General features: G+C 74.8%; 19 protein-coding genes. 12 read left to right on the top strand and 7 right to left on the bottom strand.

All coding sequences use genetic code 11. From position 1 onward, the window contains the following. Positions 1 to 16: 16 nt before the first annotated feature. Both IG05_RS0138245 and IG05_RS0138240 read left to right on the top strand, forming a co-directional pair. Entirely contained in the window at positions 17 to 2,890 is a 2,874-nt protein-coding gene (locus tag IG05_RS0138245) for a DEAD/DEAH box helicase (RefSeq protein ID WP_030348729.1), read from the top strand. After that, entirely contained in the window at positions 2,887 to 4,728 is a 1,842-nt protein-coding gene (locus tag IG05_RS0138240) for an SWIM zinc finger family protein (RefSeq protein ID WP_234336198.1), read from the top strand. The genes IG05_RS0138245 and IG05_RS0138240 overlap by 4 nt, the downstream gene beginning before the upstream one ends. An 8-nt stretch (positions 4,729 to 4,736) precedes the next feature. Here the strand turns inward: IG05_RS0138240 and IG05_RS0138235 are convergent, their stop codons facing one another. The 5 genes from IG05_RS0138235 to IG05_RS0138215 all read right to left on the bottom strand — a co-directional run bounded on the left by IG05_RS0138235 (position 4,737) and on the right by IG05_RS0138215 (position 11,018). After that, entirely contained in the window at positions 4,737 to 5,948 is a 1,212-nt protein-coding gene (locus IG05_RS0138235) for an LLM class flavin-dependent oxidoreductase (RefSeq protein WP_030348727.1), read from the bottom strand. Then, on the bottom strand, positions 5,945 to 7,309 hold the full coding sequence (locus IG05_RS0138230) for an NtaA/DmoA family FMN-dependent monooxygenase (RefSeq protein ID WP_030348726.1): 1,365 nt from the start codon (positions 7,307 to 7,309) through the stop codon (positions 5,945 to 5,947). Before IG05_RS0138230 ends, IG05_RS0138235 begins: the two co-directional genes overlap by 4 nt. 142 nt (positions 7,310 to 7,451) lie before the next feature. Beyond that, entirely contained in the window at positions 7,452 to 8,141 is a 690-nt protein-coding gene (locus IG05_RS0138225; protein WP_030348725.1) for a response regulator transcription factor, read from the bottom strand. Then, on the bottom strand, positions 8,138 to 9,385 hold the full coding sequence (locus IG05_RS0138220) for a transposase (protein WP_078894802.1): 1,248 nt from the start codon (positions 9,383 to 9,385) through the stop codon (positions 8,138 to 8,140). The genes IG05_RS0138225 and IG05_RS0138220 overlap by 4 nt, the downstream gene beginning before the upstream one ends. A gap of 397 nt (positions 9,386 to 9,782) precedes the next feature. Then, positions 9,783 to 11,018 (bottom strand): MFS transporter, encoded by a 1,236-nt coding sequence (locus IG05_RS0138215; RefSeq protein WP_030348723.1) that lies wholly within the window; start codon positions 11,016 to 11,018, stop codon positions 9,783 to 9,785. A 232-nt stretch (positions 11,019 to 11,250) separates the two neighbouring features. Here IG05_RS0138215 and IG05_RS0138210 point away from each other — a divergent pair, with 232 nt between their 5' ends. After that, complete coding sequence (locus IG05_RS0138210) at positions 11,251 to 14,931, top strand: AfsR/SARP family transcriptional regulator (RefSeq protein WP_063760127.1); 3,681 nt, start codon at positions 11,251 to 11,253, stop codon at positions 14,929 to 14,931. Positions 14,932 to 14,948: 17 nt separating this feature from the next. Here the strand turns inward: IG05_RS0138210 and IG05_RS0138205 are convergent, their stop codons facing one another. Then, positions 14,949 to 15,338 carry a MerR family transcriptional regulator gene (locus tag IG05_RS0138205; RefSeq protein WP_030348721.1) on the bottom strand — a complete coding sequence of 130 codons (390 nt, stop codon included), beginning with the start codon at positions 15,336 to 15,338 and terminating at the stop codon, positions 14,949 to 14,951. A 102-nt stretch (positions 15,339 to 15,440) separates the two neighbouring features. On the opposite strand from IG05_RS0138205, the gene IG05_RS0138200 reads away from it, so the two are divergent. The 9 genes from IG05_RS0138200 to IG05_RS0138160 all read left to right on the top strand — a co-directional run bounded on the left by IG05_RS0138200 (position 15,441) and on the right by IG05_RS0138160 (position 23,946). Continuing rightward, positions 15,441 to 16,181 carry an SDR family NAD(P)-dependent oxidoreductase gene (locus tag IG05_RS0138200; RefSeq protein ID WP_030348720.1) on the top strand — a complete coding sequence of 247 codons (741 nt, stop codon included), beginning with the start codon at positions 15,441 to 15,443 and terminating at the stop codon, positions 16,179 to 16,181. Positions 16,182 to 16,441: 260 nt separating this feature from the next. Continuing rightward, positions 16,442 to 17,593 (top strand): isopropylmalate synthase, encoded by a 1,152-nt coding sequence (locus IG05_RS0138195; protein WP_030348719.1) that lies wholly within the window; start codon positions 16,442 to 16,444, stop codon positions 17,591 to 17,593. A 70-nt stretch (positions 17,594 to 17,663) separates the two neighbouring features. Then, positions 17,664 to 17,849 carry a hypothetical protein gene (locus IG05_RS0138190; protein WP_030348718.1) on the top strand — a complete coding sequence of 62 codons (186 nt, stop codon included), beginning with the start codon at positions 17,664 to 17,666 and terminating at the stop codon, positions 17,847 to 17,849. 1 nt (position 17,850) lies between these two features. Further along, complete coding sequence (locus IG05_RS0138185) at positions 17,851 to 18,699, top strand: ATP-grasp domain-containing protein (RefSeq protein ID WP_030348717.1); 849 nt, start codon at positions 17,851 to 17,853, stop codon at positions 18,697 to 18,699. After that, on the top strand, positions 18,696 to 19,754 hold the full coding sequence (gene argC / locus IG05_RS0138180; protein WP_030348716.1) for an N-acetyl-gamma-glutamyl-phosphate reductase: 1,059 nt from the start codon (positions 18,696 to 18,698) through the stop codon (positions 19,752 to 19,754). The genes IG05_RS0138185 and argC overlap by 4 nt, the downstream gene beginning before the upstream one ends. Then, positions 19,751 to 20,551 carry an acetylglutamate kinase gene (locus IG05_RS0138175; RefSeq protein WP_030348715.1) on the top strand — a complete coding sequence of 267 codons (801 nt, stop codon included), beginning with the start codon at positions 19,751 to 19,753 and terminating at the stop codon, positions 20,549 to 20,551. The genes argC and IG05_RS0138175 overlap by 4 nt, the downstream gene beginning before the upstream one ends. 11 nt (positions 20,552 to 20,562) lie before the next feature. After that, complete coding sequence (locus tag IG05_RS0138170; RefSeq protein ID WP_030348714.1) at positions 20,563 to 21,126, top strand: type 1 glutamine amidotransferase; 564 nt, start codon at positions 20,563 to 20,565, stop codon at positions 21,124 to 21,126. A 34-nt stretch (positions 21,127 to 21,160) separates the two neighbouring features. Further along, positions 21,161 to 22,282, top strand: coding sequence for a Glu/Leu/Phe/Val dehydrogenase dimerization domain-containing protein (locus tag IG05_RS0138165; RefSeq protein ID WP_051790698.1), 1,122 nt, complete (start codon positions 21,161 to 21,163; stop codon positions 22,280 to 22,282). Continuing rightward, entirely contained in the window at positions 22,279 to 23,946 is a 1,668-nt protein-coding gene (locus IG05_RS0138160; protein WP_030348712.1) for an AMP-binding protein, read from the top strand. Before IG05_RS0138165 ends, IG05_RS0138160 begins: the two co-directional genes overlap by 4 nt. A 76-nt stretch (positions 23,947 to 24,022) precedes the next feature. On the opposite strand, the gene IG05_RS0138155 is transcribed toward IG05_RS0138160, so the two are convergent. Continuing rightward, entirely contained in the window at positions 24,023 to 25,066 is a 1,044-nt protein-coding gene (locus IG05_RS0138155; RefSeq protein ID WP_051790695.1) for an LLM class flavin-dependent oxidoreductase, read from the bottom strand. Positions 25,067 to 25,139: the final 73 nt, after the last annotated feature.

Raw genomic sequence — 25,139 nt, 5'->3', positions numbered from 1 at the left:
GGAGGTGGCAGGACGTATGAGCGGCACGGCTGCGGTGGCCGAGCGCACGGGCGGCTCCCCGGCCCCCGGCACGGGGGCGGGGGCGGAGACCGGGCAGCCGGTCCCGGTGCGCCTCGCGTCCGTCTACCTGCCCGCGCCCCTGCCCCGCGAGGGCCGCCTGGCCTTCTGGTCCCCGGACGGCGACCCGCTGCCCGCCGGCACCGGGCGCGCCCCGGAGGAGCTGACGGTCGTCCGCCGCCACGGCGCCGGTGTGCGCCGCCGCCGGGTGCCCGCGCTGACCCTGCCGCTCGCCGAGGCCCTGCCGCTGCTGGTCCGCGCCCGGCGCGACCCGGCCGCCCACCCGGCCACCGCCTGCTGGGGCGCCGCCGCCCTGCACGCGCTGCGGCTCGCCGCCCGCGGCCGGCTGCTGCCCGGCCTTACCCCGGGCGGCCACGACGCCTGGCGGGCCGGCCCGCTGGAGCCCGACGACATCGCCCACCTGCGGGCCGTCGCCGCCGCCCTGCCGCCCGAGGGCCACGCGGTGCCCCTCCCCGGGCCGGGCCCGCTGTGCCTGCCCGACCCGGAGGCCCTGGTCCGCTCCTTCCTGGACGCGGTCGCCGACACCCTGCCCCGCACACCGGCCGCCCCCCACACCGCCGGCCGGCCCTACGCCGCCCTCGAGCCCCAGGCCCTGCCCGGGGCACACGCCTGGGCGGCCGAGGTCGCCGCCGGGATGGACGCCGGGGTGCGGATCTCGCTCCGCCTGGACCTGTCCGCGTACGACGTGTTCGACGCCGGCGCGCACGAGGGGACGCGGTCCGCGGGCGCGGCCGTCGTGCAGGTGCACAGCCTCGCCGACCCCACCCTGGTGGCCGACGCGGCAGCCCTGTGGACGGGGGAGGCCGACCCGGCGTTCGGGCCCCGCGCGCGCGTGGACGCGGCCCTCGCCGTCCGGCGCGCCGCCCGCGTGTGGCCGCCCCTGGACCGCCTCGCCGAACAGGACGTGCCAGGCGTCCTCGCCCTGTCCGAGGAGGAGCTGGGCGAGCTGCTCGGCGTGGCGGCGGGCCGGCTGGCCGCCGCCGGGGTCGCGGTGCACTGGCCCCGCGACCTCGCCCGCGACCTGACCGCCACCGCGGTGATCCGCCCGGCGCCCGGCTCGGCGACCGACGGCACCGGCTTCTTCGAGGGCGAGGAGCTGCTCCGGTTCCGCTGGCAGCTGGCGCTCGGCGGCGATCCGCTGAGCGAGGCGGAGATGGACACCCTCGCCGAGGCCCACCGCCCGGCCGTACGGCTGCGGGACCGCTGGGTGCTGGTCGACCCCGCTCTCGTGCGCAAGGCGCGCAAGCGCGAACTCGGCCTGCTCGACCCGGTCGACGCGCTGTCCGTCGCCCTCACCGGCACCGCCGAGGTCGACGGCGAGACCGTCGAGGCCGTCCCTGCCGGGGCGCTGGCCGCCCTCCGCGACCGCCTCACCGCGGGCCTGCGCCCCGCCGAGCCGCCGCCCGGTCTCGCCGCCACCCTCCGCGACTACCAGCTGCGCGGCCTGGCCTGGCTGGAGCTGATGACCTCCCTCGGCCTCGGCGGCTGCCTCGCCGACGACATGGGCCTCGGCAAGACCGTCACCCTCATCGCCCTGCACCTCAAGCGGGCCCGTACCGAGCCGACCCTCGTGGTCTGTCCGGCCTCCCTGCTCGGCAACTGGCAGCGGGAGATCAACCGGTTCGCGCCCGGCGTGCCCGTCCGCCGCTTCCACGGCCAGGACCGCAGTCTGGAGGGACTGGACGGCGGTTTCGTCCTCACCACGTACGGCACCATGCGCTCCGCCGCGGCCGGGCTCGCCGAAGAGCGCTGGGGCATGGTCGTCGCCGACGAGGCCCAGCACGTGAAGAACCCCTTCTCGGCCACCGCCAAGGCGCTGCGCACCATCCCGGCCCCCGCGCGCGTGGCGCTCACCGGCACCCCGGTGGAGAACAACCTCTCCGAGCTGTGGGCCCTGCTCGACTGGACCACCCCGGGGCTCCTCGGCCCGCTGAAGTCCTTCCGCGCCCGGCACGCGCGGGCGGTGGAGAACGGGGAGGACGAGGAGGCGGTCGAGCGGCTGGCCCGCCTGGTACGGCCGTTCCTCCTGCGCCGCAGGAAGTCCGACCCCGGCATCGTCCCCGAACTGCCGCCCAAGACCGAGACGGACCACCCGGTGCCGCTCACCCGCGAACAGGCCGCGCTGTACGAGGCGGTGGTGCGGGAGTCGATGCTGGCCATCGAGACCGCCGAGGGCATCGCCCGCCGGGGCCTGGTGCTGAAGCTGCTGGGCGCGCTGAAGCAGATCTGCGACCACCCGGCGCTGTACCTGAAGGAGGAGGCGCACCCCGACCGGCTCGCCGCCCGCTCCGGCAAGCTCGCCCTGCTGGACGAGCTGCTGGACACCCTGCTCGCCGAGGACGGCTCGGCGCTCGTCTTCACCCAGTACGTCGGCATGGCCCGCCTCATCACGGCCCACCTGTCCGCCCGCGCGATCCCGGTGGACCTGCTGCACGGCGGCACCCCGGTGCCGGAGCGCGAGCGCATGGTGGACCGCTTCCAGAACGGTGAGACCCCGGTGCTCGTGCTGTCCCTGAAGGCGGCCGGCACCGGCCTCAACCTCACCCGTGCGGGCCACGTCGTCCACTTCGACCGCTGGTGGAACCCGGCCGTCGAGGAACAGGCCACCGACCGCGCCTACCGCATCGGGCAGACCCAGCCGGTCCAGGTGCACCGGCTGGTCACCGAGGGCACGGTGGAGGACCGCATCGCCGAGATGCTCGCCGCCAAGCGCGCCCTGGCCGACGCCGTCCTCGGTTCCGGCGAGGCCGCCCTCACCGAGCTGACGGACCGCGAACTGTCCGACCTCGTCTCCCTGCGGAGGACGCCATGACGGACGCCGGCCGTCCCCGCCCCGGCGACGCCGCCCGCCAGGCCCTGCGCGCGGCCCGCGAACGGGCCGGGTCCGCCCCGGATCCGGGCGGGGACCACGACACCCCCGCGGCGGAAGCGGCACCCGCCGACAACACCGACCCGAGGCCCGCCGACTCGGCCCGGGAGGCGCTCAGGGGCGCCGCGGTCTCAGGGCCCGGGGGAGAGGGGCCCGGGACCGCCGGTTCCGTACCGGCGGTGGACGAGGCTGCCGGACGGGTGGTGGACGAGGATGCCGGGCCGGCGGTGGGCGGGGAGTCCCAAGGGGTCGTGGGTTCGGCTGCGGGTGGCGGCTTCGGTGCTGCGGCGGGTGGGCGTCCCGGTGACGTGGCCCGGGAGGCACTCAGGGCTGCCCGGCGGGAAGCCCTGCGCGCCGAGGCGGCGCAGCCCCGTCGCGTGCGCCGGGCCCCCGCGGCACCGCGTACCCCGTCGCCGCCCCCCCCCCCGCCCGCCCCCGCGCCGGAACCCGACGAGCCGGCCCCGCCGGCGCCGGCCCCCGCCCCCGCGCCCCCGCACGTGCCCGCCACCATGGCCACCCCCCACCGCGACGGCGAACTGCGCCGCACCTTCCCGGCGTTCGCGCCCCGCGCGGATGCCGCGGGAGACGGCCCGTTCGCCGGGACCTGGTGGGGGAACGCCTGGGTGGAGGCGTTGGAGCGGGGCGCGCTGGACGCCGGGCGGCTGGTGCGGGGCCGGGGGTACGCGGACCAGGGGCACGTGGACGCGATCACCGTCACACCGGGGCTGGTGCTGGCGTACGTGCGCGGCAGCAGGCCCCGGCCCTACCGGGTGCAGGTGCGCGTGCGGACGCTGGAGGACGAGGACTGGGAGCGGTTCCTGGACGCCGCGGCCGACCGGCCGGGCCACATCGCGGCGCTGCTCGACAAGGAGCTGCCCCACTCGCTCGCCGACTGCGGGGTGCCCCTGCTGCCCGGCCCCGGCGACCTCGCCCCCCGTTGCAGCTGCCCCGACTCCGGACACCCCTGCAAGCACGCCGCCGCGCTCTGCTACCAGACGGCCCGTCTCCTCGACGCCGACCCGTTCGTGCTGCTCCTGCTGCGCGGCCGGGGCGAGAAGGAGCTGCTCGACGCGCTGTCCCGGCGCAGCGCCGCCCGCGCGGCCCGCGCCGCCCGGGAACGGCAGCCGGAGACCCTGCCCGGCATCCGGGCCACCGACGCCCTCGCCGAGCGCGAACGCCCCCCGCTGCCCCCGCCGATGCCGGTGCCCCCGCACCCCGGGCAGCCCCCGGTCTACCCGTCGGCGCCCGGCGGCCCGGACCCCTTCGCGCTGGACCAGCTGGCGACCGACGCCGCCGCCCGCGCCCACGCCCTGCTCGGCACCGGCCGTGACCCGGTCGGCGAGCTGACGCTGTGGCAGGACGCGGTACGGCTGGCCGCGGCCCGCCCCGGCTCCGGGCTGACCGCGGCCACCCGCACGCTGTACGCCACGCTCGCCGGCGCCGCCGGCCGCACCCCGGCCGAGCTGGCGCGTGCCGTCGCGGCCTGGCGGCAGGGCAGCCTGGCGGGGCTGGAGGTCCTGGAAGAGCCGTGGGACCCGCCGGCCGGCCGTTTCGACCGGGCCCGCCCGCTGCTGCTCGCGGCCGACCTGCCGGCCTTCCGCCCCTGGCGCAACCGTCTCACCCACCCGCGCGGCCACGTCCAGCTGCGCCTGGGCCGCGACGGCCTGTGGTACGCCTACGAGTCGGAGCCCGGCCAGGACGACTGGTGGCCCCGCGGCACCCCGGACCTCGACCCGGTGGGCGCGCTGACCGGGCTCGGCATACCGGAGGACTGCCTCTGACGGCCGGGTCAGCCGTCCTGCGCGTACCGGTTGCGGGGAACCGGCAGGCCCAGCCGGGACCGCAGGGTCCCGGTGCCGTACGCGCGGCGGAACGCGTCGCGGTGCCGCAGTTCCGGCACCAGCCGCCGGGTGATCGCGGTGAGGTCGTGCGGCAGCGCGCCGGGGCGCAGGCGGAAGCCGTCGAGCCCGGCGGCGCGCCAGTCGAGCAGCAGGCCGGCCAGTTCGCCGGGGGTTCCGGTGAAGACGGCGGCGTCCGAGGTGTACTCGGTGCCGTCCAGCGCGTCCAGACGCTCCTTGCGGCGGGCGGCGGCGCCGGGCTCGTCGTTGAGGAAGACGACCAGGTCCGCGAACCGGCGCAGCGGCCGGTCCCGCAGGTCCCTGCCGACCCGGTCGACGGCCTCGTCCACCTGCGCGAGGATCGCCTTGGCACCCGTACGGTCGCGGGGGGTGACGAAGACGACGTCGCAGCCGCGCGCCGCGAACTCGTACGGCGTGGAGGCGTGCGCGAGGCTCGCCACGACCGGCTGGCCCTGCGGCGGGCGCGGGGTGATCGAGGGACCCCGCACGCTGAAGTGCGGGCCCTCGAAGTCGATGTGGTGCAGCTTGCCGCGGTCGAGGAAGCGGCCCGTGGCCGTGTCCCGTATCTCCGCGTCGTCCTCCCAGCTGTCCCACAGCCGCCGTGCCACCTCCACCACGTCGGTGGCCTCGGCGAACAGCGGGCGCAGCCGTGCGGCGATCAGCTCGGGGTCGCGCACGTCGTCGTCGGTGAGCTGCGGGGTGGTGCGGCGGCCGAAGTGGGCGGCGTCGGCGGCGCGGGAGGCGATCTGCGGGCGCCAGCCGGCCCGGCCCTCGCTGACGTGGTCGAGGGTGGCGATGCCGACGGCGACGTGGAACGGCTCGGTGTGGGTGACGTTGACCGTGGGGACCAGGCCGATGTGCGTGGTGCGCAGGGCCAGGTGGGAGGCGAGCAGGACGGCGTCGAGCCTGCCGCGGACCTGGTCGGTCCGGTCGTCGGGGCGGTGCGGCGCGGCCGACTGCGGGCCGAGGGCGTCCTCGAAGGTGACGAGGTCGAGCAGGCCGTGTTCGGCCTCCGCGACCAGGTCCGCCCAGTACGCGGCGGTGAACAGGGCGCCGGGGCGGGCGTCCTCGGACCGCCAGGCCGCGGGGTGCCAGCCGGCGCCGTCGAGGGCGACGGCGAGGTGGAGCGGGCTGTCGTTCACGATGCCTCCTGTGCGTTCCCGGACGGGCGCCCGGCGTGCGGGCGCGGGGCGAGGCCGAGATGGTGCCGCAGGGTCGTGCCGGTGTAGTCCGGGCGGTGGACGCCTTTCTCCTGCAGCAGGGGCACCACCCGGTCCACGAAGTCGTCCAGGCCGCCGGGCGTCAGGTGCGTGGCGAAGACGAACCCGTCGGCGCCGTCGCTCTGCACGAAGTGGTCGAGGGCGTCGGCGACGGTGTGCGGGCTGCCGACGAAGGTCTGTCCGCCGTGCACCTCGATCACGAGCTCGCGGATGCTCAGCCCGCGTTCCGCGGCCAGGGCGCGCCAGCGCCGGGCGGTCTCGGCCCGGCCGCTGCGGAACACCGAATGCCCCTTCAGCACCAGCGACTCGGGTTCCGGGTCGACGTCGGGCAGCGGCCCGTCCGGGTCGTACGCGGACAGGTCGCGGCCCCAGACGGCCTCCAGGTGGGCGAGGGCGGTCTGCGGGCTCACCTGGGCCCGGGTGATCTCGTCGGCGTACGCCGCGGCCTCCGCGTCGGTGTCGGCGACGACGACGGTCGCGGTGGGCATGATCCGCAGGTCGTCCGGGGAGCGGCCGTACCGGGCGAGCCGGCCCTTGACGTCCCGGTAGAAGGCGCGGGCCTCGTCCAGGCGGTTGTACTTGCTGAAGACGACCTCGGCGTCCGAGGCCGCGAACTCGCGGCCCGGGCCGGACTCCCCGGCCTGGATGATCACCGGGTGGCCCTGCGGGGCGCGCGGGGTGGTGAACCGCCCCGAGATGTCGAAGTGTTCGCCGTGGTGGGCGAACTCACCGGCCCCGGGGTGCACGAACCGCCCGGCCGCCGCGTCGGCGCGTACGTCCCCGTCGGCCCAGCTGTCCCACAGTTCACGCGCCGTGGCCAGGAACTCGGCGGCGCGCGTGTAGCGGTCGGCCTCGGCGAGGAAGCCGCCGCGGCGGAAGTTCTCCCCGGTGAAGGCGTCGAAACTGGTCACCACGTTCCAGCCGGCCCGCCCGCCGCTCAGGTGGTCCAGGGTCGCGAGCCGGCGCGCCACCTCGTACGGCTCGTTGAACGTGGCGTTGACGGTGGCGGCGACCCCGAGACGGGTGGTGACGGCGGCCAGGGCGCTCAGCATCGTCAGGTTGTCCGGCCGGCCCGCCACGTCCAGTTCGTAGAGGCTGCCCTTGTGTTCGCGCAGCCGCAGCCCCTCGGCGAGGAAGAAGAAGTCGAACCTGCCGCGCTCCGCGGTCCGTGCGAGGTCCACGAATGAGCTGATGGCGATCTGGCTCCGGGAGCGCGGGTCCGACCATACGGTGACGTTGTGGATGCCCGGCAACTGGGCGGCGAGATGGATCTGCTTCGGCAAGATGCTCCTTCTGAGGCGCGCAGGCGTCACGATTCTTCGCGGCGGGAGGACGGAAAGGAGGACGGGGACAGGACGGGTCCCCGGCACGCGCGGTGTCCGGCGCCGCGCGTGCCCGGGCCCCCGAACGGCGGTCCGGACGGGTTCAGCCCGCGGACGTCCCGGGCACCTGCCCGACGTGTCCCATGCGGTAGCCGACCCCGCGCACCGTGATGATCCAGCGGCTGGAGCCGAGTTTCGCCCGCAGGCTGCTCACGTGCGTGTCGATGGTGCGGCTGGTGCGCACCCAGTTGCTGCCCCAGACCTTGGCCATCAGCTCCTTGCGGGAGACGACGGAGTCCGGCCGTGCGGCCAGCGTGTAGAGCAGCTCGAACTCCGTGGCGGTCACGTCGACCACGCGGTCGCGCAGCCGTACCTCCCGCGTCCGCGGATCGATGTGCAACGGCCGCAGGGAGATGCTGTCCGCGCCGCTCGCGTGCGGCCGGGTGCGCCGCAGCACCGCCTCGATGCGCGCGCCGATCTCCCGCGGACTCCACGTCCGCAGCACACAGTCGTCCGCTCCCGCCTTGAGCGCGAGCACCCGTTCCAGTTCGTTGTCGCGGTGCGTGCAGGCGATCAGCGGGATGTCGCTCTCCGCCCGCAGCGTGCGGCACACCTCCAGTCCGTCGATGTCGGGCAGGTCCAGGGAGAGCAGCACCAGGTCGGCGTCGTGGTACGACCGCAGGATCCGCGCCCCCCTGTCGAGGGTGTGGGCGGCGTAGCCCTGCCGGCGCAGATCGCCCGCCGTCGTCTCTGCCGTGGCGGCGTCCGGCTCCACGACCAGCACTTTCTTCACGCGCCCAGGCCTTTCGCTCCGGCGCCCGCGCAGCAGCCCGCGGCTTCGGCGCGTTCCGCGGACGGCCCTGCGGCCGGCGCGGGGGCGGCGCCGGGAGCGCCGGACAGCTGCTGGTAGGCGTACGCCGCCGAGACCATGGTCATGTGGTGGTGCCAGCCGGGGAAGGAACGGCCCTCGAAGTCGAGCACGCCGAAACGTTCCCCCAGGGTGTCCACGGTGGCGCGGGCGACGGCTTGGCTCCGGGCCAGCGCCAGGACCTCCTCCACGCCCCGGTCCATCATGCTGGTGATCCAGTACCGGGCGGGCTGACCGCTGTCGGCGGAGGGCTGCTCCAGGACGTGGTACGTCCGTGAGACGCCGTCCTTGGCGGCCCCGCGCTGGGACAGCCGTACCGTTCCGGTGTACACGTTCACCCGCACCGGCTTCGGTCCACCGTGTTCCGACGGGCGCATGAGGACGTGCGGCTGCCGGGCGTGCGGCTCCTCCATCAGGTCTCCGACAGCGGTCACCCGCGGTGCGGGGCGGCCGACGAGCACGATCTGTCCGGGATCGACCTCGCACACGAAGTCCAGTCCGCGGCGGGCGAGGCCGGCCATGACCCCGCTCGCGTCGTCGCACCGCTGGGTGAGGTTGAGCACCCAGGGCACCTTGGGCAACCGCGGTCGCGCGGCGGTGACTTCGGCGGCGAAGCCGAGCACGAACGCCCCCACGGGGCGCCCGGTCTCCGCCTCCGGTATGCGCGCACGGCGCCGGCGAAGGTCGTCCCAGTCCCACGCCCCGTCGAGGACGAGGCTCCAGTCGACGGGGTAGCAGCGGGCGCCGGCCGACAGGAACAGGCCGACGCCGCGCTGGCAGTTGATGACGCGTCCGGTCGCCTGGTCCAGGCGGCGGTGCACGCCCACCGAGTGCTCACCCTGCTTCGGGATGAGGAGGTCGGCGACCGTCCAGGCGTACGCCGGGCGGCATGCCGCGACGGTCCGGCCGAGTGCGCGGCGCACCGGTTCCCAGGCCCATGTGCTGCTGTTGATGAACTGGTGCAGGCCGTGTGCCGCTCCGGCGGGCAATAAGCCGGCCTCGGCCATCCGCCGTGGGGTCTTCTTGCCGGGTGTGTGGATCAGTCCCGACAAGTACACCCGGGCCCAGCGGCGTTGTTCCGCGCGGTGAAGTGGATTGAATACGCTTTCGACGAATGTCTGTATGCGCTCGCGCTCCCCTGCCGCGACGCGCACTCCCGATGACGACATGTTTAACTACGCCCCCTCGCAGTCGTGTCGCCCCACAGTGACGATGTACGGGCAGCCGTTCGAGGGACAAAGCTACCGGCTGCATCGCCGATTTCACGCCTCGTGCCGTCACTTTGCCATTTCGGTCGCTGACCAGCGTGAACAGGCCCCTTTGGGGGCGGGGGCGGAAACGGGGCGAGGGGCTCCGGAAAGCCCCCGCACCCCGGTCGGGGTCCTGTCACGGACACTGTCCGCGCTGGTCAGGCGGCACCGGGGGATCCGGTGGCCGGCGCTCGCGGCCGCCGGCGAAGAAGGTCCGAAAGAAAGCCGCGGAATGTCACTCGCGTATGAACATCACATTGCGCGCGCGCCGAGTCATTCGTTGAATGAGCGACAGTTTGCTTTTCTTTGGGGAAAGTCAGTCCCCGGGGCGCCGCGCCGGGAAGCCGTGACCGCGGGCGGCGAGCACGACGGCGAGCACCGGCAGCAGGAGCAGCAGCACCGTCCAGGGGAAGGAAGCGCTGCCTGCCGTGTCCAGCAGGATCCCGCCCAGCACACCGCCGCCGGCCATGGCCACGTTCCACAGCGTGACGAGCATCGCCTGGGCCGCGTCGGCCTGTTCGCCGCCCGCGTCGCCGACGGCGGTCTGCAGCAGGGTCGGCAGCCCGCCCCAGCCCAGCCCCCACAGCGCGGCGGCGACGTACACCGGGGCCCCGCCGTCGCTCAGCGCCGCGAGCAGCGCGGCGGCGGCCGCCACCAGCAGGGTGCTGGCGATCGTCAGCGAGCGCAGCCGGTGCTGGATGCGGGCGCCCACGATCCAGATGCCGAGCAGCGAGGCGACACCGAAGGCGAGCAGCACCAGGTCGGTCCGTCCGCCCATGCCCAGCCCGTCCAGGAAGGTCGCGATGTAGGCGTACAGGACCGTGTGCGCCAGCACGAAGACGAGCGTCACGAAGAGCACCGGACGCACGCCCGGAACCCCCAGCGCCCGCAGCATGCGCGGGCGTTCGCCGCGCTCCTGGCCCGGGCGGTCGGGCACGGCGGCGGTGATCCACAGCAGCAGCACCACCGTGAGCGCCGTCATCGCCAGGAACGCCGTGCGCCAGCCGAGGGCCTGGCCGAGGAAGGTCCCCGCGGGCACGCCGAGGGAGAGCGCCACCGGGATGCCCGCCATGGCGACGGCGATCGCCCGGCCCTGCAGCGCCACCGGCGCCATCCGCCGCGCGTAGCCGGCGAGCAGGGCCCACGCCAGGCCCGCGGCGACACCGGCGAGGAAACGGGCCACCATCGTCAGGCCGTACACGGACGACACGGCCGTGACCGTGTTGGCCACCGCGAAGCCCGCCACGGCGGTCAGCAGCAGCCGCTTGCGCCGCCAGCCCGCGGTGGCCGCCGTCAGCGGGATCGCGGTGAGCGCGGTGCCGATCGCGTAGATCGTGACCGTCTGCCCGGTCGCGGACTCGCCCACCCGCAGGTCGTGGCTCATGCCGGGGAGCAGGCCCGCGGGCAGCGTCTCGGTCAGGCTGGTGATGAACACCGCGGTGGCCAGGGCGAGCAGGGCGGCCATCGGCAGTCGCCGCGGCGGCTCCGTGTCCTCCCGTCCGGCGGGCGGCGCGGCGCCGGAGGCGGCGGCGGTCTCGGGTGAGGCGCTCATGGGGGTGTGTACTCCGTATCGTGCTGGGGCGATGCCCGGACGCCACGGGGGGAGGGGGCCCCGCCGCGCCGCCGTGGGCACGCCGGGTGGCCGGCCGGCCACCCGGGGAGGACGACTGTGCGGGCGGCCCCTTCGGGAAAGCTTCGGAAAAGCTTCCGGAACGGGGGCCGGAACCGGACGATCCGGGGCCGGGCCCGCCTGGCGCGTTCACGGAACGGGTACGGTGGCGCACATGCGGTTAGGGGTGCTCGGACCACTCGCGGTGTGGGACGACGAAGGGGAGCCGGTCCGGGTCGCCGAGACCAAGGTGCGGGCGCTGCTCGCGGATCTGCTCGCGCACGAGGGCGGCCCCGTCTCCGCCGACCGGCTCATCCACGACCTGTGGGGCGACCACCTCCCCGGCAACCCGGCGGGCGCGCTCCAGGCCAAGGTCTCCCAGCTGCGCCGGGTGCTCGGCCGCGAGCGGCTGGTACGGCAGCCCCCGGGCTACCGGCTGCGGCTCGACCCGGCCGACGACGTGGACGTCGCACGGTTCGGCCGCCTCGTCGCCCAGGCCCGCTCCGTCACCGACCCGCGGGCGCGGGCGGCCCTGCTCACCGACGCGCTCGGACTGTGGCGCGGACCGGCCTACGCGGACTTCGCCGACGAGGAGTTCGCCCGGGCGGCCCGCGAGTGCCTGGCGGAACAGCGGCTGGCCGTGCTGGAGGAACGGGCCGAGGCCCGCCTGGCGGCGGGGGACCACCTGCTGCTCGCCGGGGAACTGGCCGCGCTGGTGGCCGAGCACCCGCTGCGGGAGCGGCTGCGGGTGGTGCAGATGCAGGCGCTGTACCGGGCCGGCCACCAGGGCGAGGCGCTCGCGTCGTACGAGGACCTGCGCACCCGCCTCGCCGACGAGCTGGGCGCGTGCCCCGGCCCCGCGGTGAGCGCACTGCACCGGGCGATGCTCCGCCAGGACCCGGCCCTGCTGCCGACAGCCCCGGCACCGGCTGGTGCCGCGGTGACTCCGCCCGGCTTCCCGGTGACTCCGCCCGGCTTCCCGGTGACTCCCTCCGGCTTCCCGGTGACTCCGCCCGGTGCTGCGGCGGTTGCGCCCGGTCTTGCGGTAACTCCGCTGGGCGCTGCGGGCGTTGTGGCCGGCGGCGCGGTGACTTCGGCCGATGCCGCGGGGGTTGCGGCCGGTGCTGCGGTGGTTCCGGGGGGCCCCGCCGTGGTTCCGCCCAGTGTTGAGGCGGTTGCGCCCGGTCTTGCGGTAACTCCGGTCGGCGCTGCGGGGGTTGCGGCTAGCGGCGCGGTGACTTCGGCCGATGCTGCGGGGGTTGGACCCGGTCTCGCGGTGACTCCGCCCGGTGCTGCGAGGGATGCGTCCGGCCCGGCGACAACTCAGCCCGCCACTGCAGTGGTTGCGGCCGGTGCCGTAGAGCTTCCGGCCGGTGCCGCGGGGGCTTCGGAGGGTGCTCCCGTTCCCGGTGACCTGCCCGTTCCGCTCACCGCGCTCATCGGGCGGGAGGAGAGCCTCGGGCGGGTTTGCCGACTTCTCGACAAGCAGCGGCTGGTGACTCTCACCGGGCCCGGCGGGGTGGGGAAGACGCGGCTGGCGGTGGCTGCCGCGCGGGAGACCGCGGGTGGGGGTGCCGGGCTGCCCGACGGGGCCTGGTTCGTCGAGTTCGCCGGGGTCCGCGGCGCCACCCCCGACGACCTCGCCGACCTCGTCGCCGCGACCCTCGGCATCCGGGACGACGCCCCCGCTGCCCCGCCCGTCACCGGCGCCGGCGCCACCTCCCCCGTGCACCGGCTGAGCGCGGCCCTGCGCGACCGCCGTACCCTCCTCGTGCTGGACAACTGCGAGCATGTCGTCGCGGCCGCCGCCGAGCTGGTCGCGCTGCTCCTGCGCAGCGCCCCCCGGCTGCGCGTCCTCACCACCAGCCAGGAACCCCTCGCCCTGGCCGGCGAGGCGGTGTTCCTGGTGGAACCGCTGCCCACCCCGGACGCCGTACGCCTGTTCGCCGAGCGGGCCGCCGACTGCGCGCCGGGCTTCCGGCTCGGCACCGGCGAGGCCGCCGCGGCCGACCACGCAGCCGTGGCTGAGATCTGCCGCCGCCTGGACGGCATCCCGCTCGCCCTGGAGCTCGCGGCGACCCGGGTCCGCGCCCTCGGCGTACGGGAGCTGGCCGCCCGCCTCGGCGACCGGTTCCGGGTACTGACCTCCGGACAGCGGGGCGCGCCCGCCCGCCAGCAGACCCTGCGCGCGGTGATCGACTGGAGCTGGGAGCTGCTGAGCACGCCCGAACGCCTCGTGCTGAGCCGGCTCGCCGTGCACCGCGACGGCTGCGGCCTCGACGCGGCGGAGGCGGTGTGCGCGGGCGAGGGCGTGGCCCGTGGGGCGGTGCTGGACCTCGTCACCCGGCTGGTCGAGAAGTCCCTCGTCGTCGTCACGGCCGGCCCGGCCGGGCCCCGTTACCGCCTGCTGGAGTCGGTCGCCGCCTACGCCAACGAGCGGCTGCGCGAGAGCGCCGACGAGCCCGCGGCCCGCCGACGCCACCTGCGGCACTACCTCGCCCTCGCCGAACACGCCGAGCAGCGGCTGCGCGGTCCGCGGCAACGGGACTGGCTGACCCGCCTGGACACCGAGGCGTGCAACCTGCGCGCCGCCCTGGACGAGGCGGTGCGCCGCGCCGCGGCGGGGCACAGCGGGGAAGCCGTACGGCTCGCCACCGCCCTGTCCTGGTGGTGGCTGCTGCGTGGCCGCCTCACCGAGGCCCGCCGCGGCCTGGCCGCCGTCCTCACCGCCACCGCAGGCCGCTGTGACCCCGAACTCGCCCTGCTGCACTGCGCTTTCGGCCTGCTGACCGGGGAGCGCACGGTGACCTGCCACGCCGACGCCGTACCCGACCCGGTGCGCCGCGCCCGGGCGCTGTGGCTCAACGCCTACGGCCGGTTCAGCGTCGGCGACCTGGACGGCAGCCGCGCCCTGAACACCCGCGCGCTGATCCACTTCGAGGCCGCCGACGAGCAGTGGGGGATCGCCGCCGCGCTCGGCCTGCGGGCGGCGCTCGCCCTGGTCCGCGGCGACCTGGACGGCCTGGCCCGCGACGGACAGCGCAGCCGCGCCCTCTTCCGCGGCCTGGGCGACCGGTGGGGCGAGCTGCAGACCGTCTCACCGCTCGCCGCGCTCGCCGAGATCAAGGGCGAGTACGAGCAGGCGGCGCACCGGCAGCACGAAGGACTCCAGATCGCCCGGGAGCTGAGCCTGGAGGCCGAGGTGTCGGCCCGCCTCTCCGGGCTCGGCCGTCTCGCGCTGCTCGCCCGCGACTTCGACCGCGCCCGCGCACTGCACGAGCAGGCCCGCCGCATCGCCGTCGAGCAGGGCTACAAGTACGGCGAGATCCACGCCGACATGGGTCTGGCCCTCGGCGCCCGCCGCTCCGGCGACATCGACGCGGCCGAGGCGCACCTGCTGCGCATCCGCGACGCCCACGCCGACGTCTCCTCACCGGCCGGCGACCACCTGCTCCACGCCGAACTCGGTTTCCTCGCCGAACTCCGCGGCGACGCAGCCCGGTCCGCCGCCCACCACCTGCGCAGCCTCACGACCGCCCGCTCCCTGGACGAGCCGCGCGCCCTCGCCCTCTGCCTGGAGGGGCTCGCCGGCACGGCCGCGCTGGGCGGCGACCGGCCCGGCGCCACCTGTGCGGCCCTGCTCCTGGGCGCCGCCCACGCCGCGCGCCGCAGCGTCGGCGCGCCCCTGCCGCCCGCCGAACGCGGCGACGTCGACCGTGTCACCGCGGCGGCCCGCGCCGTCCTGGGCCGGCGCGCCTTCACCGAGGCGTTCGAGCGCGGGACGGGCCTGAGCCCCGCCGAGGCGGAGCGCCACGCCCGCACCACCCTGGCCGGACTGGCGGACCGGGCCGCCTGAGCCGCGCCGGGGAAGGCTCAGCCGCCGCCGGAGAGGGCGGCCGCGCCCAGGCCCGTCGAGGCGGTGCTGATGATGCCGTCCAGGACGTCCCGGGAGCGGACCAGGTCGGCGATCATCCGGTCCAGCCGGTCGCGCTCGGCGCTGAGTTCGTCGACGAGCCGGGGCGTCGCGCTCTCGCTCGGTGCGCCGTCGCCGTCCCGCATGCACGGCAGCAGCTGGGCGATCTTCTTGCTGTTCAGGCCCGCGGCGTACAGCGCCTGGATGCGAATGACCCGGTCGACGGCCCAGTCGCCGTAGTCCCGGTGGCCGCCGGGGGTCCGCTCCGCCTGGAGCAGGCCCTGTGCCTCGTAGTAGCGCAGCGACCGCTCGCTCACTCCGCTGCGCCTGGCCAGTTCACCGATCCGCATGGTCCGACCCCCTGTGTCCCGAAGGGACTTGAATCTCACACCGGTGTCAGCTTTTAGCGTAGCGGCACGGCGAACAGCGAACCGGCTACGGAGGAACGATCGATGAGTGACCTGACCGGCAAAGTGGCGTTGGTGACCGGCGGCAGCCGCGGTATCGGCGCGGCGGTGGCGAGGCGGCTGGCCGACGCGGGAGCGGCGGTCGCGGTGACCTACGTCCAGGCGGAGGACCAGGCCCGCGAGGTCGCCAAGGCGATCGAGGCGGACGGCGGCCGGGCCGCGGTCGTCCGGGCCGACCTGACCCGCCCGGACGACGCCGCCGAGGCCGTGGAGCAGACCGTCCGCGAACTGGGCGGTATCGACATCCTGGTGAACAACGCGGGCTTCCTCGCCTACGGCCCGCTGGACGAGGTGACCCCCGAGTACCTGGACAAGGTGCTCGCCGCCGACGTCCGGTCGGTGTTCCTGGCCGCGCAGGCCGCCGCCCGGCACATGGGCGACGGCGGCCGGATCATCAGCATCGGCTCCTGCTTCAACGGCCGTGTCCCCGCGGGGAACTTCGTCCTCCAGGCGACGGCCAAGGCCGCCCTCGTCGGTCTGACCAAGGGGCTGGCCCGGGAGCTGGGGCCGCGCGGGATCACCGCCACGCTCGTGGACCCGGGCCCCATCGACACCGACATGAACCCGGCCGACGGCGACTCCGCCGAGTGGCAGGCCTCCCTCACCGCCCTCGGCCGGTACGGCGAGGTGGAGGACATCGCCGCCGCGGTGGCCTACCTGGCGGGACCGGCCGGCCGCTACATCACCGGCACCTCCCTCGCCGTCGACGGCGGCTACACCACCTGACCCGGGCCCGTCCGCCGCGACGGCCCCGCACCCAAGCCCCCGCCGGCCCGGCCGGCGGGGGCTTTTCCGCATTCCGGTTCCGTGCGGCGGTTCCCGGAATTGTCGGAGCCGGAGGAATCACGCGCACTTCTTGCCCGGCGTGACATTCCCTGACAGCCCTTGACAGAGCTCTGACAGTGCGCGCAGCGCTTCTTTGCACGGGGTCGCGCAGCATGTTCGGTGTCGAAAAGGAAGCAGGCTCTGGAAAAGGAGGGAACGCAATGGCTGAATCAGCGAACGAGGGAAGCCTTCCGCGGCTGCCCCGTCTGTCCGACGCGACCCTGCGCGACTCCGCCCACATGGGCGGTGTCGAATTCGGGCCGAAGGACGCCACCGTCATCGCCGGACTGCTGGTGAAGACCGGTATCGACCTGGTCGAGGTCGGCATGGTCTCCGGCCCGGGATCCAAGGACGCCGACCTGGTCCTCGCCACGCACGAGGCGATCGGTCCCGAGCGCAGCATGACGCTCGTGGTGGTGCGCGACCGCGAGCAGGTGGGGAAGGCCCTGGACGAGGCCGAACGCCTGGGCGTGCGGCACATCATGTACTCCATCCCCACCTCCGAGCAGCACGCCAAGCTGAAGCTCGGCTCGCCCAGCGCCAAGTTCCTCAACGTGCTGGCGCGTTCGGCGATCTCGCAGGCCAAGGAGCGCGGCTTCCACGTCACGTTCAGCGGCGAGGACGGCGCCCGCACCCCCAAGGGGCGGCTCGTCCCCTACGTCACCGCCGGCTTCGAGGCCGGGGCCGACCGGTTCCGGCTCGCGGAGACCGTCGCGTACCTGTCGCCCTGGCAGATGGAGGAGGTCGTCGCCGACCTCACCGCCATCGACGGCTCCGAGATCGAGATCCACTCGCACAACATGCTGGGCATGGCCGTCGCCAACTCCCTGGCCGCCGTCCGCGCGGGCGCGCAGTGGATCTCGGCGACCGTCGGCGGCATCGGCGAGCGCGGCGGCAACGCCCCGCTGGCCGAGCTGCTCACCTCGCTGCGCGTCGTCCACGGCGACACCCGGTTCGACCTGACCCACCTCACGGAGCTGTCCCGGGTGGCCCTCAGGGGCGCCGGTCTCGGCAGCGCCTTCCAGTCCGGTCCGACCACGCCGCACGCCTTCGCCTACGAACTGCCGGGCCAGCTCAGCCACCCGGAGGCGTACGAGACCCTGCCGGCCGAACTCGTCGGCAACACCCGGGAGCTGCGCGTGCGCACCCGGCTCACGCCCGCCCTCGTCAAGTGGGCGCTCGCCGGTTCGGGCGTCGACGTCGACGCCGAGGCCTTCACCGCCTGGCTCGTCGAGCGGCAGGAGCGCAGCGGCGCCCCGGTCCTGGACCAGGAGGCGGTCCGCAAGGCCGCCGTCGACTTCCAGGCCGCCTGAGCGCCGTACCCGCCCGCGCTCCGCACGTCCGTCCTTCCCCCAACCCCGTCACCACGATCGGAGTTCCGCCATGAGCACCGCTGTCCTGACCGGTTCGTGCCCCGAGTGCGAGACCGACCTGACCGTGCCCGAGATGGTCGAGGGTGAGACCCTCTCCTGCCCCGAGTGCATGCTGACGCTGCGCGTCGAGGGCATCGCCGACGGCCGGCTGACCCTGGAGATGGTCGAGGTCCAGCTCCGCGACTGGGGCCAGTGACATGGCCAACCGAGTCGCCGTCGTCGCGGACCGGGTCGGCTGGGAGGAACGCCGGCTGATCGAGACCGCCGGGGAATCCGGGCTGCGCATCGACTGGGTCAACGACGAGTCCCTGTGCGCCGGTCACCGCGACGCCCTGTCCGTCAAGGACTACGACGCGCTGATGGTGCGCAGCCGCAGCTACACCCGCGGCGGACTGATCGCCACCCTCGCCGAGGCCGACGGCTTCCGTGTCCTGAACACCGCCGCCGCGATCCACTCCTGCGAGAACAAGCTGGTCCTGCGCGCCGTCCTGCGCGAAGCGGGCGTCGCGGTACCGGACTTCAGGCTCGTGCTGTCCCGCAAGGACTTCGGGCGGGCGGTCGAGGAGCTGGGCGTGCCGGTCGTGCTCAAGCCGGTCTACGGCGGCATGGGCAAACGCGTCACCCTGGTCCGCGACGCCGACCTGGCGCAGTCCGTGTACGACTACGTCGAGGACCTGGGCCACGCCTTCGAGCAGGCCTGCCTGGTGGAGCCGTACCTCGGCGGCGGGTCGGTCCGCTGCCTGGTCGTCGGCCGGGAGATCGTCGCCGCCGCCGAGTTCGAGAGCGCGGGCGCCGACTGGCGCAGCAACGCGGCCCTGGGCAACCGGAGCCGGGCACTCGCCCACGACCCCGACGTGCAGAAGATCGTGGACGGTGTCGTGGACCGGCTCGGCGCCGGCATCTACGGGGTCGACCTGTTCAGGACCCCGTCCGGCTATCTCGTCAACGAGGTCAACCACGCCCCCGCCTGGCGGGGAGTGGCATCGACGACCGGGGTCGACATCGCGTCGGTCGTCGTCCGTCACGTCCAGGAGACACTCGAATGATCCGTGTGGGAATCGTCGGCGCGTCCGGGCTCGCCGGCGGAGAACTCATCAGGCTGGTCACTCAGCACCCCGAACTCGAACTGACCTACCTGGGCGGCAACTCCAGCGCCGGCCGGCGGCCGGCCGAGCTGCACCCCGGGCTCCGTCTCGACCTGGGCGTGACCGTCGAGCCCGTCACGGCCGACCGGGTGGCCGAGCGGTGCGACGTGGTGTTCCTCGCCACGCCCGCCCCGGTCTCCGCCCGCATCGCCGCGGAACTCGCCGACCGGGTGCCCTGCGTCACCGACCTGAGCGGTGCCTTCCGCATCCGCACCCCGGAGCTGCACGACCGCTGGTACCCGAAGGCCGAGCGGACCACCGAGCTGGCCGACCGCTTCGTCTACGGCGTGCCGGAGCTGGTCGGCGACCAGCTGGTGGACGCCCCGCTGATCTCGGTGCCCGGCTGCTACGCCACCGCCATCACCCTGGGGCTCGCCCCGCTGACCCTGGGGCTCGGGCTGAACCTGCGCACCGTCGTGATCGACGGCAAGAGCGGCTCCAGCGGCGGCGGCCTGCAACTGCGCGTGCCGGACCTGCACCCGCTGCGCAACGGCGCCATCGCGCCGTACGCCCCCACCGGCCACCGGCACGCCGCCGAGGTCAGCGACTTCCTGCTGCGCAGCAAGCCCGGCAGCGTCGGCTCCCTCGCCATGTCGGCGTACGGGGTGTCGCACGTGCGCGGTCTGCTCGCCAGTGTCTACGTGTACACCGACGAGCCGGTGGACCAGCGGGAGCTGCAACGCGCGTACCTGCGGTTCTACAAGGGGCACGGCTTCGTACGGGTGCGGCGGCACAACGAGACGCTGATCCCGGTGCCCGACCCGCAGGCCGTGCTCGGCTCCAACTACTGCGACGTCACCGCCCTGCACGACCCGGACGGTGGCCGCATCGTCGTCCTCGCCGCCCTGGACAACCTGGTCAAGGGCGCCGCCGGACAGGCCGTACAGGCCGTGAACAAGCGCTTCCGCCTGCCCGAGGACACGGGCCTGACCATGCAGCCGGTGATGCCCGCATGACCGACACCCCGACCCCGCCCCCGACCGTGGTGAAGCTCGGCGGCAGCTGCCTGGCCGGCCTCGACGGCGGCTGGTGGGACGACCTGGCCGAGCACGGCCGGGAGCGGCCGCTGGTCCTCGTCCACGGCTGGTCCAAGCCGCTCAAGCAGCTCAGCCCCCGCTACAGCGAGCCCTCGGCGATCCTGCGCGACCGGTACGGTAACCAGAGCCGCTGGACCACGCCCGAGGTCATCGAGGACATCAAGACCGTCAGCGCCGAGCTGGGCCGGGAGGTGCTCAGCCGCCTCGAACGGCGCGGCATCGCCGCCGAACGGCTGCTCGGCAGCGACGGCCTGGTCAGCGCCGGCCCGGGCGAACGCTGGTGGTGGAAGGACAAGCAGCTGGTCGAACTGGAGAACCTGGTCGGCCCGATCACCGGGGTGGACCCGGCGCCGCTGACCGAACTGGAGCCGGGGCGCGCCTGCCTCGTCACCCCGCTGGCCCGCAACGTCGCGGGCCAGGAGGTCAACACCGACGCCGACCGGGCCGCCGCCGCCATCGCCGGGGCCACCGGCGCCACCGACCTGATCCTCGTCACCGACGTCGCCCACCTGCTGATCGACGGCGAGCCGGTGCGCCAGATCAGCGCCGAGGCGGCGGCCGGGTTCCGCGACAAGGGCGCCACCGGCGGCATGCGCAAGAAGCTCCGGGCCGCGGGCGAGGCCCTGGACCGGGGAGTGGAGCGCGTCGTCATCGGCAGCGCACCCGTCACGGACCTGCTCGCCGCCCGCACCGGCACCGTCATCACGCGAACCTGAGGAGCACCCCCGTGGCGAAATCCCGTGTGCTGGTCGTCAACAACCGCACACTCTCCCTGAAGCAGCTCCGCGGGCGCTTCGAAGCGCTCGGCTCGGACACCGACACCGTCGAACCGGCCGCGGTGCCCGCCCGGCTCGACGGCCGCTACCAGGCCATCGTGCTGAGCGGCACCAAGGTGCGCGCCTTCGACCAGGAGTACTACAAGCCGCTCGTCGACCTCGTCATGAACGCCGGCGTCCCGGTCTTCGGGATCTGCGGCGGCATGCAGATCCTCGCCGTCGCAGGCGGCGGCCGGCTGGCCGAGGGCCCGCAGCGGGTCGGCGGCTACGAGGCCCAGGTCGACAAGGAGGATCCGCTCTTCACCCATGTGAAGCCGACCGTGACGGTCTTCCACCGGCACACCCTCTACCTCCAGGAGGCCCCGGCGGGCTTCCGCTCCATCGGCCGCTCCGAGCACGCGCCCGTGGAGTTCCTGCGCTCCGACGACGGCCGCATCTACGGCTCGCAGGCCCACCTGGAGTTCCGCAGCGACGGCCTGGAGATCCTGCGCGGCTTCGCCCAGCTCTACCAGTGAACGCACCTCATGAACGAACAGGAGTACTCGGCACATGAGCCTTGCTGACGACACCACGCAGGATCCCGCGCTCGTCGTGCATGTGAACGGCAGCGGCGGCGCCGTCAAGAGCTGGGTCGTGATCGACACGCTGGTCGACGGCCTCGCCATGGGCGGCGTGCGGATGACCCCCACGGTGACCCGGGAGGAAGTGGCCGGCCTCGCCCGCGACATGACCCACAAGTTCACCCTCGCGGGGCTGCGCATCGGCGGCGCCAAGGGCGGCATCGTCTCCGGCGGCGGGAACCGCGAGGAGACCTTCCGCACCTTCGGCCGTACCGTCAAGCCGCTGCTGCACGGCGGCATCCACCTCGGCATCGACATGGGCGTCACCCCCGCCGACCGGGCCGTGTTCTTCGACGAGGCGGGCTACGACCCGCGCTACCGGCTGGGCGCCCCGGACATGCCGATCGACTGGCGCACCTACTACGAGCCGCTCATCGACGTCACCGGGCACGGCGTCGGCGTCGCCGCCGTCACCGCCCTGGAGGCGAGCGGCCGCACCGGACCCGCCCGGGTCGTCGTACAGGGCTTCGGCGCGGTCGGCCGGGCGGTCGCCCGGTTCCTGGAGGACCGCGGCCACGTCGTCGTCGGTGTCGCCGACGCCCAAGGCACCATCAGCGCCGACCGGCTGCCGGTGGCCGGCCTGGTCGCCGTCACCGACGAGTTCGGGCTGATCGACCGCTCCCGCCTGCCGCAGCAGGTCACCCTCTCCGAGGGACCGGACGCCTGGCTCGACGTCGACGCCGACCTGCTGGTCCTCGCGGCGCAGAAGCACGCGCTGAACGCCGGGAACGCGCACCGGCTGCGCGCCGCACTGGTGGTCGAGGGCGCCAACCTCGCCTCCGACGCCGAGGCGCGGGAGAAGGCGCGGGCGGCCGGCGCCACCCTCGTGCCGGGCGTCATCGCCAACATCGGCGGCGCCGGCGCGGCGGCCCTCGCCGTCACCCGGGTCGTCCCCTTCGACCTGCCGGCCGAGGCGCGCAAGGCGTGGGTCTTCGACTGGATCGGCGACCGGGTCCGGGACAACACCCGGGCCCTGCTGGAGATCGCCGCCGCCCGCGTCGGCGACCCGCTGCCGGAGCTGCTCTCGGTACGACGTGGAGAACTGCGATGACGACGACCCTTCCCCCCGCCTCCCCGCCGGTGCCGGCCGCGGCGCCGGCGGCGGACCGGGCGGCCGCGTACCGGTCGCGCGGCTGGTGGCGGGACGAGACGTTCCTCGACGACCTGCGCCGGCAGGCCCGGATCCGGCCGCGCAAGCTGGCCGTCGCCGGCCGCCGCCTGGACGAGGCGCGTACCGACACCCTCGACTACGCCGAACTCGCCCTGCTGACCGACCGGTTCGCCGGGGCTCTGCTCGAACTCGACGTCCGGCGGGGGGACGTCGTCGCGGTCCAGCTGCCCAACCGGTGGGAGATGGTGCCGCTGATGTACGCCTGCATGGCCGTCGGCGCCGTCATCTGCCCCATCGCGCCGGAGTGCCAGGGCGAGGAACTGCGCCACCGCCTCGAACTCACCGAGGCCCGGCTGTGCGTCACCGTCGCCGAGTGGGACGGCCGTCCGCTCGCCCGGGACATCGCCGCGCTGCGCCCCGGACTGCCGCTGGAGGACGTGGTCGTGGTCGGCGGGCACGCTCCCGAGGGCACGCTCGACTTCCACGGCCACTTCGTCACGGTGCCCTGGGAGGACGCCCGCACGGGCGACCTGGAGGGCCGCGCGCTCGGGCCCGACGAGCCGTTCGTGGTGCTCTTCACCTCCGGCACCACGGGCTTCTCCAAGGGAGTCGTGCACAGCCAGAACACCGTCCACTCGGGTGTGCGCGGCTACGTGGACACCTTCCTGCTCCGCGACGACCTGGTGGCCGTCGTCACCACCCCGCTGGTGCACTACTCCGGCTTCGCCCAGGGCGTCCTCGCCGGCGTGATGCTCGGCGGGACGGTCGCCTTCCAGGACGGCCGGAACCACACCAGCCTGCTGGACCTGGCGGAGCGCTACCGGGCCACCCTGCTGTACGGCCCGCCGCCCACGCTCTTCGGCGTGGCGGCCGCCCAGCGCGCCGACCGGCACGACGTCTCCAGCCTGCGCCACACCGTCACCGGCGCCCAGCCGGTGCTCCAGGAGCTGGTGGACGAGCTGCGCGACACCTTCGACACCACCACGTACTCGGTGTGGGGCATGTCCGAGTTCGGGCCGATCACCATCAGCCGGCTCGACTACGACCAGGACTGGTCCGCGCACAGCCACGGCCGGCCGATCGACGCCATGGAGATCCGCATCGACGGCGGCGGTTCCGGCGAGCGCGCCCGGGTGGGCCGGCTGCGGGTGCGCGGCGCCTCCCAGGCCCTCGGCTACCACCGCAACCAGGCCGCCTTCGACGCCGAGCTGTCCGCGGACGGCTGGTTCGACACCGGCGATGTGGCGCGGGAGGACGGCCGCGGCGGCATCCGGGTGCTGGGCCGGGCCAAGGACGCGATCCTGCGGGACGGGATCGTCGTCCCCATGGCCGAGCTGGAGGCGATCCTCTCCGCCCACCCGAAGATCGCGGAGGCGACGCTGGTCGGGCCCACCGGCCGGCCGGACGACCCCATCGTGGCCGTCCTCGTGCCCCGCGGCGGCGGGGTCCGCCCCACGCTCCGGGAGATCCGGGAGCACCTGCTCGGCCGCGGCCAGGACCCCCGCTTCCTCCCGGACCGGCTGGACCTGGTCGAGGCACTGCCCAAGACCCTCACCGGCAAGGTCAAGAAGGCCGAACTCCGGCGCCGCCTCGCCGGAACCTGACCCGCCCGGCGCACCAGCGCGGCGGCACCGCCCCCCCCGGGACGGTGCCGCCGCGCTGTCGCGTGCACGGGAAGTCCTACACCGGGCCGGGCCCCACGTGCCCGAGCCCGTAACTGTCGGCGATCAGCGACAGCGACGTCAGCCGCTCCTCCAGGCCGTGCGCGTTGGAGGCGAGCATGAGTTCGTCGGCGCCCGTCCGGTTGCGCAGCTCCTCCAGCTGCTCCCGCACCGCGTCCGGGGTGCCGTGCACGGCGTTCTCCAGCCAGCCGCCGAGGACCTCCCGCTCGTACCCGGTGAACACGTGCGCCCGGGCCTCCTCGGGGGTCGGTACGAGCCCCGGGCGCCCGCTGCGGAACCGCAGCGTGGTCAGCGCACCGGTGAGGGCCTGGTCCCGGGCCTGCCGCTCGGTCGCCGCGGCGAACGTGAAGACGCCCACGACGGTGTAGGGCTCGGCCAGCACGGGGGAGGGCCGGAACGTCTGCCGGTACAGCTCCAGCGCGGGCATCGTGTTGCGGGCGGCGAAGTGGTGGGCGAAGGCGAAGGGCAGCCCCAGCCGGCCGGCCAGCTGCGCGCTGAACCCGGACGAACCGAGGAGCCACACCGCGGGCCGCCCGCCGGAGGACCCCTGCACCGGGCCGGGCACGGCGTGCACCCGGCGGTAGGGGTGCCCGTCGGGGAAGTCGTCGTGCAGGAAGCCGATCAGTTCGGCCACGTCGGCGGGGAAGGAGTCGCCCGTCGCCGGACCCCCGGTGCGCCGCAGCGCCCGCGCCGTCGACTGGTCGGTGCCCGGGGCGCGCCCGAGCCCGAGGTCCACCCGGCCGGGGGCCATCGCCTCCAGGGTGTTGAACTGTTCGGCGATGACCAGCGGGGCGTGGTTGGGCAGCATGACGCCCCCCGAACCGAGCCGGATCCGGGTGGTCTGCGCGGCGAGGTACGCCAGGATCACCGCGGGGCTGCTGCTGGCGATGCCGGGCATCGAGTGGTGTTCGGCGACCCAGTAGCGGCAAAAACCGCGGGCCTCGGCCAGGCGGGCGAGCCGCGCCGAGGTCCGCAGGGCCTCCCGCGTGGTGTGGCCCTCCCCGACCGCCACCAGGTCGAGAACGGACAGGGCGTCGACCATCGTTGCTGTCCCTCCGTCAGCCGCGCACGCGTGCGCGGTCCGTCATGGAAAAGGCCCGGGCCGGCCGGGTGCG

Source organism: Streptomyces sp. NRRL S-1022 (assembly GCF_000720135.1).
Classification (GTDB): domain Bacteria; phylum Actinomycetota; class Actinomycetes; order Streptomycetales; family Streptomycetaceae; genus Streptomyces.
Note: the sequence above shows the minus strand (reverse complement) of the source record. Positions and strands in the feature narration are given on the sequence as shown.